The organism is Burkholderia sp. WP42 (genome assembly GCF_000745665.1).
Lineage (GTDB): Bacteria > Pseudomonadota > Gammaproteobacteria > Burkholderiales > Burkholderiaceae > Burkholderia > Burkholderia vietnamiensis.
Map to the genome: position 1 here is coordinate 451,307 of NZ_KN050723.1, position 15,676 is coordinate 466,982.

Annotated in this window: 14 protein-coding genes; 11 read left to right on the top strand and 3 right to left on the bottom strand. The window is 67.0% G+C overall.

The genetic code is table 11. The features are described from left to right. Positions 1-49 precede the first annotated feature (49 nt). The 9 genes from trpB (at position 50) to EX20_RS24610 (ending at position 9,765) form a co-directional block, all read left to right on the top strand. Complete coding sequence (trpB, locus tag EX20_RS24570) at positions 50-1,243, top strand: tryptophan synthase subunit beta (protein ID WP_014725187.1); 1,194 nt, start codon at positions 50-52, stop codon at positions 1,241-1,243. A gap of 7 nt (positions 1,244-1,250) precedes the next feature. After that, a complete protein-coding gene (locus EX20_RS24575) occupies positions 1,251-2,102 on the top strand; it encodes a DNA-methyltransferase (RefSeq protein WP_011881762.1) in 852 nt (283 codons plus the stop codon). A gap of 91 nt (positions 2,103-2,193) precedes the next feature. After that, entirely contained in the window at positions 2,194-3,012 is an 819-nt protein-coding gene (trpA, locus tag EX20_RS24580; RefSeq protein ID WP_011881763.1) for a tryptophan synthase subunit alpha, read from the top strand. Between the two features lie 63 nt (positions 3,013-3,075). Beyond that, the gene (gene accD, locus EX20_RS24585; RefSeq protein ID WP_011881764.1) at positions 3,076-3,948 is read left to right on the top strand and encodes an acetyl-CoA carboxylase, carboxyltransferase subunit beta; all 873 of its coding nucleotides are present in this window, start codon (positions 3,076-3,078) and stop codon (positions 3,946-3,948) included. A 100-nt stretch (positions 3,949-4,048) separates the two neighbouring features. Then, a complete protein-coding gene (folC, locus tag EX20_RS24590) occupies positions 4,049-5,359 on the top strand; it encodes a bifunctional tetrahydrofolate synthase/dihydrofolate synthase (protein WP_011881765.1) in 1,311 nt (436 codons plus the stop codon). Between the two features lie 29 nt (positions 5,360-5,388). Then, on the top strand, positions 5,389-6,246 hold the full coding sequence (locus tag EX20_RS24595) for an SPOR domain-containing protein (protein WP_034195024.1): 858 nt from the start codon (positions 5,389-5,391) through the stop codon (positions 6,244-6,246). Between the two features lie 6 nt (positions 6,247-6,252). Continuing rightward, the gene (locus tag EX20_RS24600; protein WP_011881767.1) at positions 6,253-6,747 is read left to right on the top strand and encodes a CvpA family protein; all 495 of its coding nucleotides are present in this window, start codon (positions 6,253-6,255) and stop codon (positions 6,745-6,747) included. Positions 6,748-6,798: 51 nt separating this feature from the next. After that, on the top strand, positions 6,799-8,331 hold the full coding sequence (gene purF / locus EX20_RS24605; RefSeq protein WP_011881768.1) for an amidophosphoribosyltransferase: 1,533 nt from the start codon (positions 6,799-6,801) through the stop codon (positions 8,329-8,331). A gap of 243 nt (positions 8,332-8,574) precedes the next feature. Next, positions 8,575-9,765 (top strand): O-succinylhomoserine sulfhydrylase, encoded by a 1,191-nt coding sequence (locus EX20_RS24610; protein WP_011881769.1) that lies wholly within the window; start codon positions 8,575-8,577, stop codon positions 9,763-9,765. Positions 9,766-9,888: 123 nt separating this feature from the next. Here EX20_RS24610 and EX20_RS24615 read toward each other — a convergent pair whose 3' ends face one another. Genes EX20_RS24615 through EX20_RS24625 form a run of 3 tightly spaced genes read right to left on the bottom strand, consistent with a single transcriptional unit; the run spans position 9,889 to position 12,990 of the window. Then, positions 9,889-10,857, bottom strand: coding sequence for an NAD-dependent epimerase/dehydratase family protein (locus tag EX20_RS24615; RefSeq protein WP_034195025.1), 969 nt, complete (start codon positions 10,855-10,857; stop codon positions 9,889-9,891). Beyond that, on the bottom strand, positions 10,844-11,890 hold the full coding sequence (gmd, locus tag EX20_RS24620) for a GDP-mannose 4,6-dehydratase (protein WP_011881771.1): 1,047 nt from the start codon (positions 11,888-11,890) through the stop codon (positions 10,844-10,846). The genes EX20_RS24615 and gmd overlap by 14 nt, the downstream gene beginning before the upstream one ends. Positions 11,891-11,925: 35 nt before the next feature. Beyond that, positions 11,926-12,990, bottom strand: coding sequence for an acyltransferase family protein (locus tag EX20_RS24625; RefSeq protein ID WP_011881772.1), 1,065 nt, complete (start codon positions 12,988-12,990; stop codon positions 11,926-11,928). A 79-nt stretch (positions 12,991-13,069) separates the two neighbouring features. Here EX20_RS24625 and EX20_RS32250 point away from each other — a divergent pair, with 79 nt between their 5' ends. Both EX20_RS32250 and EX20_RS24630 read left to right on the top strand, forming a co-directional pair. Next, positions 13,070-13,360 carry a hypothetical protein gene (locus tag EX20_RS32250; protein WP_155626729.1) on the top strand — a complete coding sequence of 97 codons (291 nt, stop codon included), beginning with the start codon at positions 13,070-13,072 and terminating at the stop codon, positions 13,358-13,360. Positions 13,361-13,483: 123 nt separating this feature from the next. After that, positions 13,484-15,676 carry an NHL repeat-containing protein gene (locus tag EX20_RS24630; RefSeq protein ID WP_014725182.1) on the top strand — a complete coding sequence of 731 codons (2,193 nt, stop codon included), beginning with the start codon at positions 13,484-13,486 and terminating at the stop codon, positions 15,674-15,676.

The following is a 15,676-nucleotide window of genomic DNA, read 5'->3' on the forward strand; positions in this document are numbered from 1 at the left end:
CCGGTGCGGCCCCCACAGTGCGGCGCACCGACCGATCGAGAGTGACACCATGTACAACCTCCCTGATGATCACGGCCACTTCGGTCCGTATGGCGGCGTATTCGTCGCCGAAACGCTGATTCACGCGCTGGACGAACTGCGCGCGGCGTACGAAAAATTCCGCAATGACCCCGAATTTGTCGCCGAGTATGAGCGCGAGCTCAAGTACTTCGTCGGCCGGCCGTCGCCGATCTATCACGCGCAGCGCTGGAGCGAGATGCTCGGCGGCGCGCAGATCTACCTGAAGCGCGAAGACCTGAACCACACCGGCGCGCACAAGATCAACAACGTGATCGGCCAGGCGCTGCTCGCGAAGCGCATGGGCAAGAAACGCGTGATCGCCGAGACGGGCGCCGGCCAGCACGGCGTCGCGACCGCGACGATCTGCGCGCGCTTCGGGATGGAGTGCGTCGTCTACATGGGCGCGGAAGACGTGCGCCGCCAGGCCGCCAACGTCTACCGGATGAAGCTGCTCGGCGCGACGGTCGTGCCGGTCGAATCGGGTTCGCGCACGCTGAAGGACGCGCTCAACGAGGCGATGCGCGACTGGGTCACGAACATCGAAAGCACGTTCTACATCATCGGCACGGTCGCGGGCCCGCATCCGTATCCGGCGATGGTGCGCGACTTCCAGCGCGTGATCGGCGACGAGTGCCGCGTGCAGATGCCGGAGCTGGCCGGCCGTCAACCGGACGCGGTGATCGCGTGCGTGGGCGGCGGCTCGAACGCGATGGGCATCTTCTATCCGTACATCGACGACACGTCGGTGCAGCTGATCGGCGTCGAAGCGGCCGGCGAGGGCCTCGCGTCGGGCCATCACGCGGCATCGCTGATCGCCGGCAGCCCCGGCGTGCTGCACGGCAACCGCACGTACCTGCTGCAGGACGAGAACGGCCAGATCATCGAGACGCATTCGGTGTCGGCCGGCCTCGACTATCCGGGCGTCGGCCCCGAGCACGCATGGCTGAAGGACAGCGGCCGCGCGCAGTACGTGGCGATCACCGACGAAGAAGCGCTGAAGGCGTTCCACGACTGCTGCCGGATCGAAGGGATCATTCCGGCGCTGGAGTCGAGCCATGCGCTTGCATATGCCGTGAAGCTCGCGCCGACGTTGCCGAAGGACAAGATCCTGCTCGTCAACCTGTCGGGCCGCGGCGACAAGGACATGCACACCGTCGCCGAGCGAACGGGCATCGCGCTCTGACCGCCCGATGCGTGACCTGATCGAACAACCGGGCGGCGGCGCCGCGAGCGAAGCGGAGGCCGCGCAGCCGGCCGCCGCCGCGCCGCGCGCGCTGCCGCTCGGGATCGAGCTGTACAACCGCGATTTCATGACCGAAGCCGCGCGCCTGCCGGATGCGTCGATCGACCTGATCGTCGCTGATCCGCCGTACGGGCTCGGCAAGGACTACGGCAACGACTCGGACAAGCGTTCGGGCGACGCGTTTCTCGCGTGGACGCGCGAGTGGCTCGATCTCGCGATTCCGAAGCTCAAGCCGAGCGGGTCGATGTACATCTTCTGCACGTGGCAGTACGCGCCGGAAATCTTCAGCTTCCTGAAGACGAAGCTCACGATGGTCAACGAGATCATCTGGGATCGGCGCGTGCCGAGCATGGGCGGCACGACGCGCCGTTTCACGTCGGTGCACGACAACATCGGCTTTTTCGCGGTTTCGAAAGCGTATTACTTCGATCTCGATCCGGTCCGCATCCCTTACGACGCCGACACGAAGAAGGCCCGCTCGCGCAAGCTGTTCGAAGGCAGCAAGTGGCTGGAGATGGGCTACAACCCGAAGGACGTCTGGTCGGTCTCGCGCCTGCATCGGCAGCACGCGGAGCGCGTCGATCATCCGACCCAGAAGCCGCTGGAAATCATCGAGCGGATGGTGCTTGCAAGCTGCCCGCCGGGCGGCCGCGTGCTCGATCCGTTCATGGGCAGCGGCACGACCGCGGTGGCCTGCGCGCGGCAGGGGCGCGACTTCGTCGGCTACGAGATCAACGAAAGTTATTGCGCGATCGCGCATGAGCGCGTGAACGCGCTCGCCGCGCAGGCGTGCGCGTGAGCCGCGCCGCCGCCGTGCCGATCGCTCGCTTTGCATGGGATCGGAGTTGAGCGCTGAAGCGCCCGCTCCGGTCGACACAAGGAAAATTGCCATGTCCAACCGTATCCAGCAGACCTTCGCGGCGCTCGCCGAACAAGGCCGCAAGGGCCTGATCCCGTTCATCACGGCCGGCGATCCCGATCCCGCGAAGACCGTCGAGTTCATGCACGCGCTCGCCGCGGGCGGCGCCGACGTGATCGAGCTCGGCGTGCCGTTCTCGGACCCGATGGCCGACGGCCCGGTGATCCAGCGCTCGTCGGAGCGCGCGCTCGCGCGCGGCGTCACGCTCAAGACCGTGCTCGCCGACGTGAAGCGCTTTCGCGAGACCGACCAGAAAACCCCCGTCGTGCTGATGGGTTATGCGAACCCGATCGAGCGGATGGGCGTCGACGCGTTCGCGACCGAAGCCCACGCGGCCGGCGTCGACGGCGTGCTCGTGGTCGACTATCCGCCCGAGGAAGCCGGCGTGTTCGCCGAGAAAATGCGCGCCGCGCAGATCGATCCGATCTTCCTGCTCGCGCCGACGTCGACCGACGAACGCATCGCGGACGTGGGCAAGATCGCGAGCGGCTACGTGTACTACGTGTCGCTGAAGGGGGTGACCGGCGCCGGAAATCTGGATGTTTCGAGCATTGCGGGTAAAATCCCGGCCATCAAGTCGCGCGTGCCGGTACCGGTGGGCGTCGGCTTCGGCATCCGCGACGCCGAAACGGCGCGCGCGGTGGCCGAAGTGTCGGACGCCGTCGTGATCGGCAGCCGTCTGGTGCAATTGCTCGAAAGCGCCGCACCGGAAGGCGCCGCCGCCGCGCTGAAGTCGTTCATCGCCGAGCTGCGCGCCGCGCTGGACGGCGCCGGCAAGACGGCGCGATAAACACAACACAGGAAGCGGGAACGGCCGCAAGGCCCGCCCCGCCACGGAACAGGAAACCATACGATGAGCTGGCTCGACAAACTGTTGCCGCCGAAGATCAAGCAGACCGATCCGAAAAGCCGCAAGGGCATTCCGGAAGGGCTGTGGGTCAAATGCCCGTCCTGCGAGGCCGTGCTGTACCGCAACGACGTGGACGCGAACCTCCACGTGTGCCCGAAGTGCGATCACCACATGCGCATCGGCGCGCGCGAGCGTCTCGACGCGCTGCTCGATCCGGAAGGCCGCTATGAAATCGGCCAGGAAATCGTGCCGGTCGACTCGCTGAAGTTCAAGGACAGCCGCAAGTACCCCGATCGTCTGAAGGAAGCGATGGACGACACGGGCGAGACCGACGCGATGGTGGTGATGGGCGGCGCGATCCACACGCTGCCGGTGGTCGCGGCCTGCTTCGAATTCTCGTTCATGGGCGGCTCGATGGGCTCGGTCGTCGGCGAGCGCTTCACGCGCGGCGCGCAGAACGCGCTCGAGCAGCAGGTGCCGTTCATCTGTTTCACGGCATCGGGCGGCGCGCGCATGCAGGAAAGCCTGCTGTCGCTGATGCAGATGGCCAAGACCACCGCGATGCTGACGAAGCTGGCCGAAGCCAAGCTGCCGTTCATCTCGGTGCTGACCGATCCGACGATGGGCGGCGTGTCCGCGAGCTTCGCGTTCCTCGGCGACGTCGTGATTGCCGAGCCGAAGGCGCTGATCGGCTTCGCCGGCCCGCGCGTGATCGAGCAGACGGTGCGCGAGAAGCTGCCGGAAGGCTTCCAGCGTGCGGAATTCCTGCTGAAGACGGGCGCGATCGACATGATCGTCGACCGCCGCAAGCTGCGCGACGAGATTGCGCAATTGCTCGCGCTGTTGCAGCGGCAGCCGGCCGACGCGCTGGCCTGATTGGCGCGATGTTGTGAACTGCGCGCGTCGCCCGGCTGATCCGCCGGGCGGCGCGCTTCGTTTTTTGGCGTAGTGGCCGTACCGATTCAGATTTGATCCGATGAGCACTTTCCCCACTCTCGACGCTTGGCTTTCGCATCTCGAGCGCGCACACCCGGTCGGCATCGACATGGGTCTGACCCGCATCGCGCAGGTCAAGGCCGCGCTGCAGCTCGAATTCGCGTGCCCGGTCATCACGGTCGGCGGCACGAACGGCAAGGGCTCGACCTGCGCGTTCCTCGAGGCGATCCTGGTTCACGCGGGCTACAAGGTCGGCTGCCACACGTCGCCGCACCTGCTCGAATTCGCCGAGCGCGCGCGCGTGAACGGGCAGCAGGTCGCCGACGCCGAACTGCTGCCGCATTTCGAAGCGGTCGAAGCCGCCCGCGCGTCGCTGCCCGAGCCGGTCTCGCTCACGTACTTCGAGTTCACGACGCTCGCGATCCTGCATCTGTTCGCATCGCGCGGGCTCGACGCGGTGATCCTCGAAGTCGGCCTCGGCGGCCGCCTCGATGCGGTGAACGTGATCGACACCGATTGCGCGGTCGTCACGAGCATCGACATCGACCACACCGAATACCTCGGCGACACGCGCGAAAAGATCGCGTTCGAGAAGGCGGGCATCTTCCGCGCGGGCAAGCCGGCGATCTGCGGCGACCCGGCGGCGCCGCATACGCTCGTCGACCACGCCGCTGCGATCGGCGCGGACCTCTGGCTGGTCGGCCGCGATTTCCGCTACGAGGCGCAGCCGGGCGCGGAGCGCCAGCAATGGAGCTACCTCGGCCGCGACAAGCGCTACCCGGCGCTGGCCTATCCGGCGCTGCGCGGCGCGAATCAGCTGATCAACGCGTCGGCCGCGCTCGCCGCGCTCGAAGCGCTGCGCCCGGTGCTGCCGGTGTCGGCGCAGGACATCCGCCTCGGGCTCGCGAACGTCGAGCTGCCCGGCCGCTTCCAGGTGCTGCCCGGCAAGCCGGCGATCGTGCTCGACGTCGCGCACAACCCGCACGCAGCCGCCGTGCTCGAGCAGAACCTCGGCAACATGGGCTTCTTCCCGTACACGTACGCGGTGTTCGGCGCGATGCACGACAAGGACATCGACGGCGTGCTGCGGCACCTGAAGGGCGAGATCGACCACTGGTGCGTGACCGATCTGCCGCTGCCGCGCGCAGCGAGCGCGGAGCAGCTCGAAGCGGCGCTGCGCCATGCCGGCGTGCAGGACGGCCCCGATTCGAGCGTCACGCGGTTCGCGTCGCCGGCCGATGCGTTTCGCGATGCACTAAAAAGAGCATCCGAGAATGATAGAATCGTGGTTTTCGGCAGTTTCCATACGGTGGCCGGTGTGATGGCCTACCGGAAATCGCAGCAACACTGACTGTCGGGCAGTTTCGGACTCAGCCATTCATGGGAATTTTCTCGTTCGGCAAGAAAGACGACGACGCGCCCCCGCGGCGCGGCGGTCGTACCGGGGCCTCCCGGAACGTGCGCACCGAGCGCGCGGAGCGCGTCGAGCGACGTACGCGCCGCACCGAGCGGCCGGAATCGGACGCGCTGCTCCTCGATCCGACCCTTCCTGAAAAGCAACGCGCGCGCCGGCGCCTCGTCGGCGCGATCGCGCTCGTCGTCGCCGCGGTGATCGTGCTGCCGATGGTCCTCGACTCGCATCCGAAGCCGGTGACGGACGACATCGCGATCGACATTCCGAATCGCCCCGCACATCAAGCGGTCGCGCCGCGCGACGACGACGCGGCCGACGTGCAGGCGGGCGTCGCGCACGACGAGCCGCCGGCATCCGATGCGGCGGTCGCCGCCGCTGCGCAAGACACGAAGGACGCGAAGGACGCGGCCAAGCCGGCTGCCAAACCCGATACCACGACGGCCACGGCCAGCGTGACGCCGCCGAAAGCCGCCGCAAAGCCGGCCGCCAAACCGGCCGCGAAGCCCGCTGCGCCCGCGCCGAAGCCGGCGCCCGCAGCAGTGGCGGCAGCCAATACCGACGTCGCGGCCGACGCCGGCGACGCCTCTTCGCCTGCCTCGCCGGCCGGCGCACGCTTCGCGGTGCAGCTCGGGTCGTTCAAGGACGACGCAACGGCGCGTTCGTGGGCGACGAAGTTGAAATCGGCGGGCGTGCCCGCATATGTCGAGCATCGCAAGCAGGCGGACGGCAGCACGGCTACACTGCTGCGTGCCGGCCCGTTCGCGGATCGCGCGGCGGCGTCCGCCGCGATCGCGAAAGTGCGCGAAGCCGGGCTCACGCAGTAACGTGCGATGCTGACTGCTTTCGACTACGCTGTATTGGCGGTGATCGCGTTGTCTGCGCTGCGTGGCGCATGGCGCGGTTTCGTCTCGGAGATTTTCGGGCTGATCGGCTGGATCGCGGCGGTCGTGATCGCGGCCCGCTATGTCGGACTCGTGGAGCCGTACATACCGGCGAACTGGCCGGGCGGCGCTCTGACACAGTGGGTGCTGGCGTTCGCGTTGATCGTGATCGGCGTCGTGTTCGTCGCCGGCGTCGCGAATGCGCTGTTGTCGCGCATCGCGCAGGTGACGGGCCTCGGCGGTGTCGATCGCTCGCTGGGCATGATGTTCGGCCTCGTGCGCGGCTGCGTGCTGGTGGTGCTGCTGGTCGCGGCGGCCGGGCTGACCGAGTTGCCCAAACAGGATTTCTGGCGCAATGCGCTATTGCGTCCTTTCGCCGAGCAGGGCGTGCACGAGCTGAAGCAGCTCCTGCCCGACGGCATGGCCCAGTACGTACGCGTGTGACGACGCGGCCGGGCAGGACGTAACCGATTTTGTCATCTTGAAGGACATGCCATGTGCGGCATCGTAGGTGTTATTTCCCAATCCCCTGTCAACCAGCTGATCTATGACAGCTTGCTGTTGCTGCAGCATCGCGGTCAGGACGCAGCGGGCATCGCGACGGCGGACGGCAGCAATTTCCACATGTACAAGGCGAACGGCATGGTGCGCGACGTGTTCCGCACGCGCAACATGCGCAGCCTGCCCGGCACCTTCGGCATCGGCCAGGTCCGCTATCCGACGGCCGGTTCGGCGTCGAGCGAAGCCGAGGCACAGCCGTTCTACGTGAACGCGCCGTTCGGGATCATCCTCGCGCACAACGGCAACCTGACGAACTGGCAACAGCTGAAGGACGAGATGTTCCGGATCGACCGCCGGCACATCAACACCAATTCCGACAGCGAAGTGTTGCTGAACGTGTTCGCGCACGAGCTGCAACTGTCGACCACCGGCCTGGAGCTCGATCCGGCCTCGCTGTTCAAGGCAGTCGCGGGCGTGCACCGCCGTCTGCAGGGCTCGTACGCGATCGTGTCGCTGATCGCCGGCTACGGCCTCGTCGCGTTCCGCGATCCGTTCGGCATCCGCCCGCTCTGCATCGGCAAGCTCGAAACCGAACACGGCACCGAATGGATGGTCGCGTCGGAGTCGGTGGCCGTCGAAGGCATCGGCTTCGAATTCGTGCGCGACGTGGAGCCGGGCGAAGCGATCTTCATCGACAAGGCCGGCAACTTCCACAGCCAGCAGTGCGCTGAAAATCCGACGCTCAACCCGTGCATGTTCGAATACGTGTACCTCGCGCGTCCGGATTCGTGCCTCGACGGCGTGCCCGTCTACAACGTGCGCCTGCGCATGGGCGATTACCTCGCCGAGAAGATCCGCCGCGAGCTGCCGAACGTGCCGATCGACGTCGTGATGCCGATCCCCGATTCGTCGCGTCCGGCGGCGATGCAGGTCGCGGCGAAGCTGGGCGTCGAGTATCGCGAAGGCTTCTTCAAGAACCGCTACGTCGGCCGCACGTTCATCATGCCGGGCCAGGCCGTGCGCAAGAAGTCGGTGCGCCAGAAGCTCAACGCGATGAGCATCGAGTTCAAGGACAAGCACGTGCTGATCGTCGACGATTCGATCGTGCGCGGCACGACCTCGCACGAGATCGTGCAGATGGCGCGCGATGCGGGCGCGAAGTCGGTGATCTTCGCGTCGGCCGCGCCGCCCGTGAAGTTCCCGAACGTGTACGGCATCGACATGCCGACGCGCGGCGAGCTGGTCGCTCACGGCCGCACCGATGAGGAGGTCGCGAAGATCATCGGCGCCGACCACCTGATCTATCAGGACGTCGACGACCTGCGCCGCGCGGTGCGCGACATCAACCCGAAGCTGGAAGGCTTCGAGGCGTCGTGCTTCGACGGCAACTACATCACCGGCGCCGTGACGCCCGAGTACCTCGACGCGATCGAGCGCGCGCGCCTCGCACCGGCATCGCAGGCCGATCGCGACACCGCGAGCGACACCGCGCGTTCGCAGATGAACCTGCAACTGTCGGTGGAGTGACGCCGGCGCACGCTTGCGACGAAGCGTGATAGGATGGCGCCTTGCGTCGATTTGATTCAGCTTGCGGACGCGGGGCGATCTCCCAAAACAGCTAAAGCGAAGGCCGGCGGCAGCCGGCCCGAGTCGACCGCTGTCGTACCGCACCGAAGCCCGCTGATGCCGACGCATAGCGGGCTTTTTGTTTTGGCCTGATTTGTGGCTGGGCGCGCGCGATGCGCGGCCCTCGAATACGGAAAACGGAACATGGACGACTCCCTCAACTTCGACACGCTCGCCGTGCGCGCGGGCACGCAGCGCAGCGAATACAACGAGCACTCGGAAGCGCTGTTCCTCACGTCGAGCTTCTGCTTCAAGAGCGCAGCCGACGCAGCGGAGCGCTTCGCGAATTCGGAAGACTATTTCACCTATTCGCGCTTCACGAACCCGACGGTCTCCATGTTCCAGGATCGTCTCGCGGCGCTCGAAGGCGGCGAGGCGTGCATCGCGACGGCATCCGGGATGGCCGCGATCATGTCGGTCGTGATGTCGGCGCTGCAGGCGGGCGATCACCTCGTCAGCTCGCGCAGCCTGTTCGGTTCGACGCTCGGGATGTTCTCGCAGATCTTCAGCAAGTTCGGCATCACGACGACCTTCGTCGATCCGACCGACCTGAACGCATGGCGCGAAGCGGTGCGGCCCGAGACGAAGATGTTCTTCCTCGAAACGCCGTCGAACCCGCTGACCGAGCTCGCCGACATCGAAGCGATCGGCAAGATCGCGAAGGCCGCGAACGCGCTGTTCGTCGTCGACAACTGTTTCTGCAGCCCGGTGCTGCAGCAGCCGCTGAAACTCGGCGCCGACGTCGTGATGCACTCGGCGACCAAGTTCCTCGACGGCCAGGGCCGCGTGCTCGGCGGCGCGCTGGTCGGCTCGAAGGAATTCATCATGGGCAAGGTGTTCCCGTTCGTGCGCAGCGCGGGCCCGACGTTGTCGGCGTTCAACGCATGGGTGCTGCTGAAGGGGATGGAAACGCTGTCGCTGCGCGTCGAGAAGCAGTCGGCGAATGCGCTCGAAATCGCGCGCTGGCTCGACGCGCATCCGGCCGTGGCGCGCGTGTTCTATCCGGGGCTCGAATCGCATCCGCAGTACGAGCTCGCGAAGCGGCAACAGAAGGCGGGCGGTGCGATCGTCTCGTTCGAGCTGAAGGGCGACACGCCCGAGCAGCAGCGCGCGAACGCATGGCGCGTGATCGACGGCACGCAGCTGATCTCGATCACCGGCAACCTCGGCGATACGCGCACGACGATCACGCATCCGGCGACGACCACGCACGCGCGCGTCACGCCGGAAGCGCGCGCGGCCGCCGGGATCACCGAGGGGCTGATCCGCCTCGCGGTCGGCCTCGAGTACGCGGGCGATCTGCGCAACGATCTCGCGCGCGGCCTCGGCGGCTGAGCGCGACAGCGCGGCGTTCTGCGCCGGTCATGCAACGGGCCGCTCGACATCGAGCGGCCCGTTTTTTTTGCCTGCCGTGTTTCTGCCGGCGACGCACGCACGCACGCGCACGCGCCGCGCGAATCAGCCGGCGTGCGCAGCCTGCCGCGGCGCGTCGCGCACCGCGTCCATCATCCAGCGCAGCGTGTCGTCGAGCGGCGTCACCGGCAATTCGCCAACCGCGCGCCGCAGCTTGTCGCGCGAGCCGCTCAGGCGCTTCACTTCGTTGTGCCGCACGAAGCGCGGATCGATCGTCACGTCGATCACGTAGCCGGCGATGCGCGACAGCATCGCGAGCACTTCCTTCAGCGAATACGCGCGCTCCGAGCACACGTTGAACGTCTCGCCGGCCGGCGCGGCTTCGAGCAGCTTCAGATATGCGACCGTCACGTCGCGCACGTCGGAAAAATCGCGGCTCACGTCGAGATTGCCCAGAGAGATGCGCGGCGCGCGGCTCGCATAGTGCGACACGAGCTTCGGCAGCAGGTAGGCATCGTCCTGGCCCACGCCCGTGTAGTTGAACGGCCGTGCGATCACGATCGGCAGGCGATCGGCCCACAGCTTCGCCGCGTATTCCATCGCGAGCTTGCTGACCGCATAGTCGTTCGCCGGTGCGGGCGCGACCGTTTCGTCGATCACGCCGGCCGTCGAGTTGCCGTAGATGTTCGCGCTGCTCGCGAGCAGCACCGCCGACGGACGGCGGTCGAGGCCCGCGAGCGCGGCCAGCAGGTTGCGCGTGCCGACGATGTTGACCGCGTAGGTCTGCGACGGCTCGTCGCGTGCGACGTGCGCGCGGGCCGCGAGGTGCACGACGGCATCGGGGCGCGCATCGGCGACCGCCGCGCGCATCGCGTCGGCGTCGAGCAGATCGACCGGCAGCAGCGTGCAATTTGCGAACGCCGGGTCGTCCGGGCGCGCCGTGCCGGGCGCGACCGTGCCCCACACGTCGTAGCCGGCCGCGGCGAGGCGCTGCGCCATGTAGCGGCCGGTGAAGCCGGTCACACCCGTGACGAACGCACGGCGCGACGGGCGGCCGGCCTCAGTACGTGTCATGTTGACGATTCCGCGTCAGGTCCGCCTCGACCATCATCTGGCAGAGTTGCTCCAGCGTCGTCTGCGGCGCCCAGCCGAGCTTGGACTTCGCCTTGTCCGCGCTGCCGATCAGCAGATCGACCTCGGCGGGGCGGTAGAACTTCGGATTCACTTCGACGAGCACGTTGCCGTTCGATGCGTCGAGCCCGCGTTCCTTCTCGCCCTTGCCGGTCCATTCGATCTGGTAGCCGGCCGCCGCGAACGCCATCTGCACGAAGTCGCGCACGGTCTCGGTGCGGTTGGTCGCGAGCACGTAGGTGTCGGGCTCGTCGACCTGCAGCATCCGCCACATCCCTTCGACGTATTCGAGCGCAAAGCCCCAGTCGCGTTTCGCGTCGAGGTTGCCGAGCTCGAGCTTGTTCGCGTGGCCGAGCGTGATCTTCGCGACGGTGTCGGTGATCTTGCGCGTGACGAATTCGCGGCCGCGCAGCGGCGATTCGTGATTGAACAGGATGCCGCTGCAGCCGAACAGCCCGTACGACTCGCGATAGTTGACCGTCATCCAGTGCGCGTACAGCTTCGCGACGCCGTACGGGCTGCGCGGGTAAAACGCGGTCGTTTCCGTCTGCGGAATCGCCTGCACCTTGCCGAACATCTCGGACGTCGACGCCTGATAGAAGCGCGTTTTCGGGCTCACCACGCGGATCGCCTCGAGCAGGTTCAGCGGGCCGATGCCGGTCACCTCGGCGGTCGTCGCGGGCTGATCGAACGACACGCCGACGAAGCTCTGCGCGGCCAGGTTGTACAGCTCGTCCGGCTGCGTGCGTTCGAGCAGCCGCAGGCTCGAGCCGGCATCGGTCAGATCGTGTTCGACGAGCGTCAGGTTCGGATGCGTGGCGACGCCCAGTTCCGCGATGCGCCAGAAGTTCACCGAGCTCGTGCGACGGTAGGTGCCCGTTACTTCGTAGCCCTTGTCGAGCAGCAGCTTGGCCAGATAGGCGCCGTCCTGCCCGGTGATCCCCGTGATGATGGCCTTCTTGCGAGTTTGGCTCATGGCAATGTCCTGGTCGAAACGATGGATTGAGAAAGTCAGGCGGTCGTGCGCGCGGCGGCCGGCAATGCGCTGCGAGCGGGGCCGCGGGTCAGGCGTCGCTCGAAGCCGTACCAGCTCAGCGTCGCGTAGGCGAGCGTGATCGCGAGCGCGAGCGCGGCCGTGACGAAGCGGTTCAGGTGCAGCGGCCACAGCGCGTACAGCACGCTCAGGTGGATCAGGTAGACCGTGTAGCTGACGGTGCCGACGTAGACGAGCAACGGGTTCGTCAGCACGCGCTGCACGATGCCGCGGCCGCGCAGTGCGATCACGACGATCGACGTGCAGAGCAGCAGCGAGATGCTGTAGAGCGCGGCGTTCGACAGCGGCGTGTTGGCCGCGCGAAAGCGCGGGAACGACAGGTGCAGCCAGCCGAGGATCGCCAGCGCGACGAGCGCGCCGACGATCGCGAGCGGATAGAACGGCTCGAGCGCGCGACGGTCGCGGCGCAGCAGGATGGCGAGCAGCGCGCCGGCGGCGAGCAGGTCCATCCGGAACGGCGTCAGGTAGTAGATCGGCCAGAACGAATCGAACCACGGCGTCGCGATCGCGCGCAGCACGGGCGCCGCGACGACGAGCGCGGCGGCCACCCACAGCAGCGCGCGCTCCGAACACCACAGCACGATGAACGGCCAGAAGATGTAGAACTGCTCCTCGACGGCGAGCGACCACAGCACGTTCAGGCTGTCGTGGCCGATGCTGCCGAGCGACAGCCCGATGTTGGTCGAGAAGAACGCGAACCAGGGCCAGTGCGGCAGCCAGCTCGCGCCGAACAGCAGTGTCGACACGACCAGCAGCAACACGTACGGCGGCAGGATGCGCCGCACGCGGCGTGCGTAGAAGTGGCCGAAATACGACTGCCCGCGCGCCTTGCGCTCCAGCAGGATGCCGGTGATCAGCAGCCCGCTCAACACGAAGAACAGATCGACGCCCATCCATAGCGGCGCCTTCAGCGCGTGCTGCAGGAACACGGCGCCGACCGCGATCGCGCGCAGCCCGTCGAGCTGCACGATGCGGCCGTGTTGCGGCGGCGCGCCAGCGGCCTGATGCGACAGGTTCGTCATCGCGCCGCTCCTTCGCGACGCGCGGCCAATGCGCCGCCGTGCCGCGCATTCGATGCGTGAACGTAATCCATGCGTTTAAATGAAATATCGAATCGAAATCGATTCTAGGGAAAAGAAATCGGCAAAAAAACGCAGCTCATTTATTCGCCTGGAAAGATTCGAATTGCGCGCAATTCGTGCGCTGCATGAAAGGTTTACAGGCCGTGTGCCCCGTGTGGCGGGCCGATGCGGCATTTTCTACGGGACGCCGAACCAACATGCGGTCGTTATTGCTGCATTCCCGCCATTTCTTTGCTGCGCGTCGCGAGATATTTCATACGGAAACATCCCCAAATATTTCCAAATTTCTTGTGATTATTTTTGCTTGTAACCTGCATCGCGACGTTTGAAACCCATTTAGTGACAGGGCGTTTGCACGGGCCTTTTTGCCGCGCCGCCGGTCGCTTCTGCATCGAGTCTGGAGAGCGCATTGCGACGTGTGATTCTGGTTGGCATGGCCGTATGCGCGGCGCTCGCGGCGAGCGCCGCCCCGGCCGAAAACGTGTTGCCCGCGACCACGTCGTGGATCGGCAATACGTTCGGCTATGGCGACGGCAGCTGGACGCAGATCGATATCCGCGCGATCGCGGTCACGCCCGACGGCAAGGTGTATACGAACGCGCCGTGGGACGAGAGCGGCGCTGAAGCGAGCGTCTATCAGGACGGCAAGATGCTCGGCTTCGCCGGCGGCACGCATGGCTGGGGCAACCTCGGCGGCAGCGCGGTCGCGGTCAACGGCAAGTACGCGTACGTCGCGATCGGCGTCGGCAACGAGCGCGGCCATCTGCAGTCGCCCGGCATCTGGCCGGACAAGGGCAAGCAGTGGTTCGGCATTTCACGGCGCACGCTCGGCGACATGAAGCAGCCGGCGCCGTTTCGCGCGGCGCCGCAGGTCGCGCCCGGCGGGCGCGCCGATGCGGGCCGCGCACGGATGGCCGCGAGCTTCATGGTGATGAACGAGGTGGCGGCGCCGGCGCGCTCGGAGGTGGGCGAGTCGAAGGCCGAAGTGGGCGGCCTCGCCGCGGACGACAAGACCCTGTTCGCAACGAACCCGACGCACGACGAAGTCGACGTGTACGACGCCGACACGATGCAGAAGAAGGCCACCTGGAGCGCGCACGAGCCGGGCCGCATCGCGCTGGCCGGCGACGGCACGCTGTGGCTGCTGACCGACACGCTCACCGGCCCCGCGCGGCTCGCGCACGTGCGCGCCGACGGCCGCAAGCTCGACGACGCGCCCGCGCTGCCCGAAGGCACCGCGGCGGTGGACGTGGCGGTCGATGCGAAAGGGCGCGTGCTGATCGCGGACAACGGCCCGCGCCAGCAGGTGCTGATTTTTTCGAAGGGCGGCCACGGCTATGCGCCGTCCGGCACGCTCGGCGAGCGCGGCGGCATCTTTGCCGGCCCGGTGCCGGGGCGTCCGGGGCCGCAGCGCTTCAACGGCTTGACCGGTGTCGGCGTCGATCGCGCCGGCAACGTGTACGTGTCGATGAACGGCATCGGGCCGCGCCACGACACGATCGGCGCCGGGCTCGGCGCGGTGCTCGAAAGCTACACGCCCGACGGCAAGCTGCGCTGGCAGGTGCAGGGGCTGCTGTTCGTCGACGGCGCGTGGCTCGATCCCGCGCGGCCGAACAGCGTGTACACGGGCAACAAGCGCTTCGAGCTCGACCTGTCGAAGCCGCCTGGGCAGGACTGGAAATACGTCGGGTTCCTGTCGAACCGCTTCAAGTATCCGGACGACCCGGTGTTCCACACGGACCAGTATCCGGGCATGCCGTTCGCGCGCCGCCTCGACGGCCGCACGTTCCTGTACCTGACCGACATGTACGCCGATCACCTGAAGATCTACCGCTTCGACGCCAAGCGCGACGGCGAGGTCGCGATTCCGTCGGGGCTGATCGCGGGCCGCGCGCGGCCGGTCGACAAGGTGCCGAACAAGCCGCCGGGCGGTGACTGGATCTGGCGCGATGCGAACGGCAACGGCCGGCTCGACGCCGACGAATTCACGATCAACACGACCGGCAAGGCGAAGGCGGGCGGCTGGGGCTGGTGGGTCGACACCAAGGGCGACATCTGGCGCACGAGCGACGTGCGCGGCATCCATCGCTTCGCTTACGGCGGCGTCGACAAGGCCGGCAACCCGATCTATTCGTACGACAAGGTCACGACCTATCCGATGCCGCAGCCGTTCACGCAGCTGCGCCGCGCGCTCTACGAGCCGCAGACCGACACGCTGTACGTGACCGGCTATACCGCGGACGCGCCGCCGCAACCGGGCATCAACAAGGAGGTCGGCCGCGTGCTGGTGCGCTTCGACAAATGGTCGAGCGGCTCGCCGGTGCTGCGCTACCAGGTCGCGTTGCCGTGGCAGCTCGACGCGAAGCCGATCTTCGATCTGATCGGGATCACCGTCGAGGGCCGCTACCTCTTCACGGTCGAGCCGGTCGGGAAGATCCACGTGTACGACAAGGAAACCGGCAAGGAAGTGGGCGTGATGAGCCCCGGTGCGGAGGTCGGCCGCGCGTCGGGCTGGGTCGACGTGCCGTTCGGCATCAGCGCGTTCCGGCGCGAGAACGGCGAATACCTGGTGTTCGTCGAGGAAGACGCGCGCGGCAAGGTGCTGATGTACCGCTGGAAACCGTAA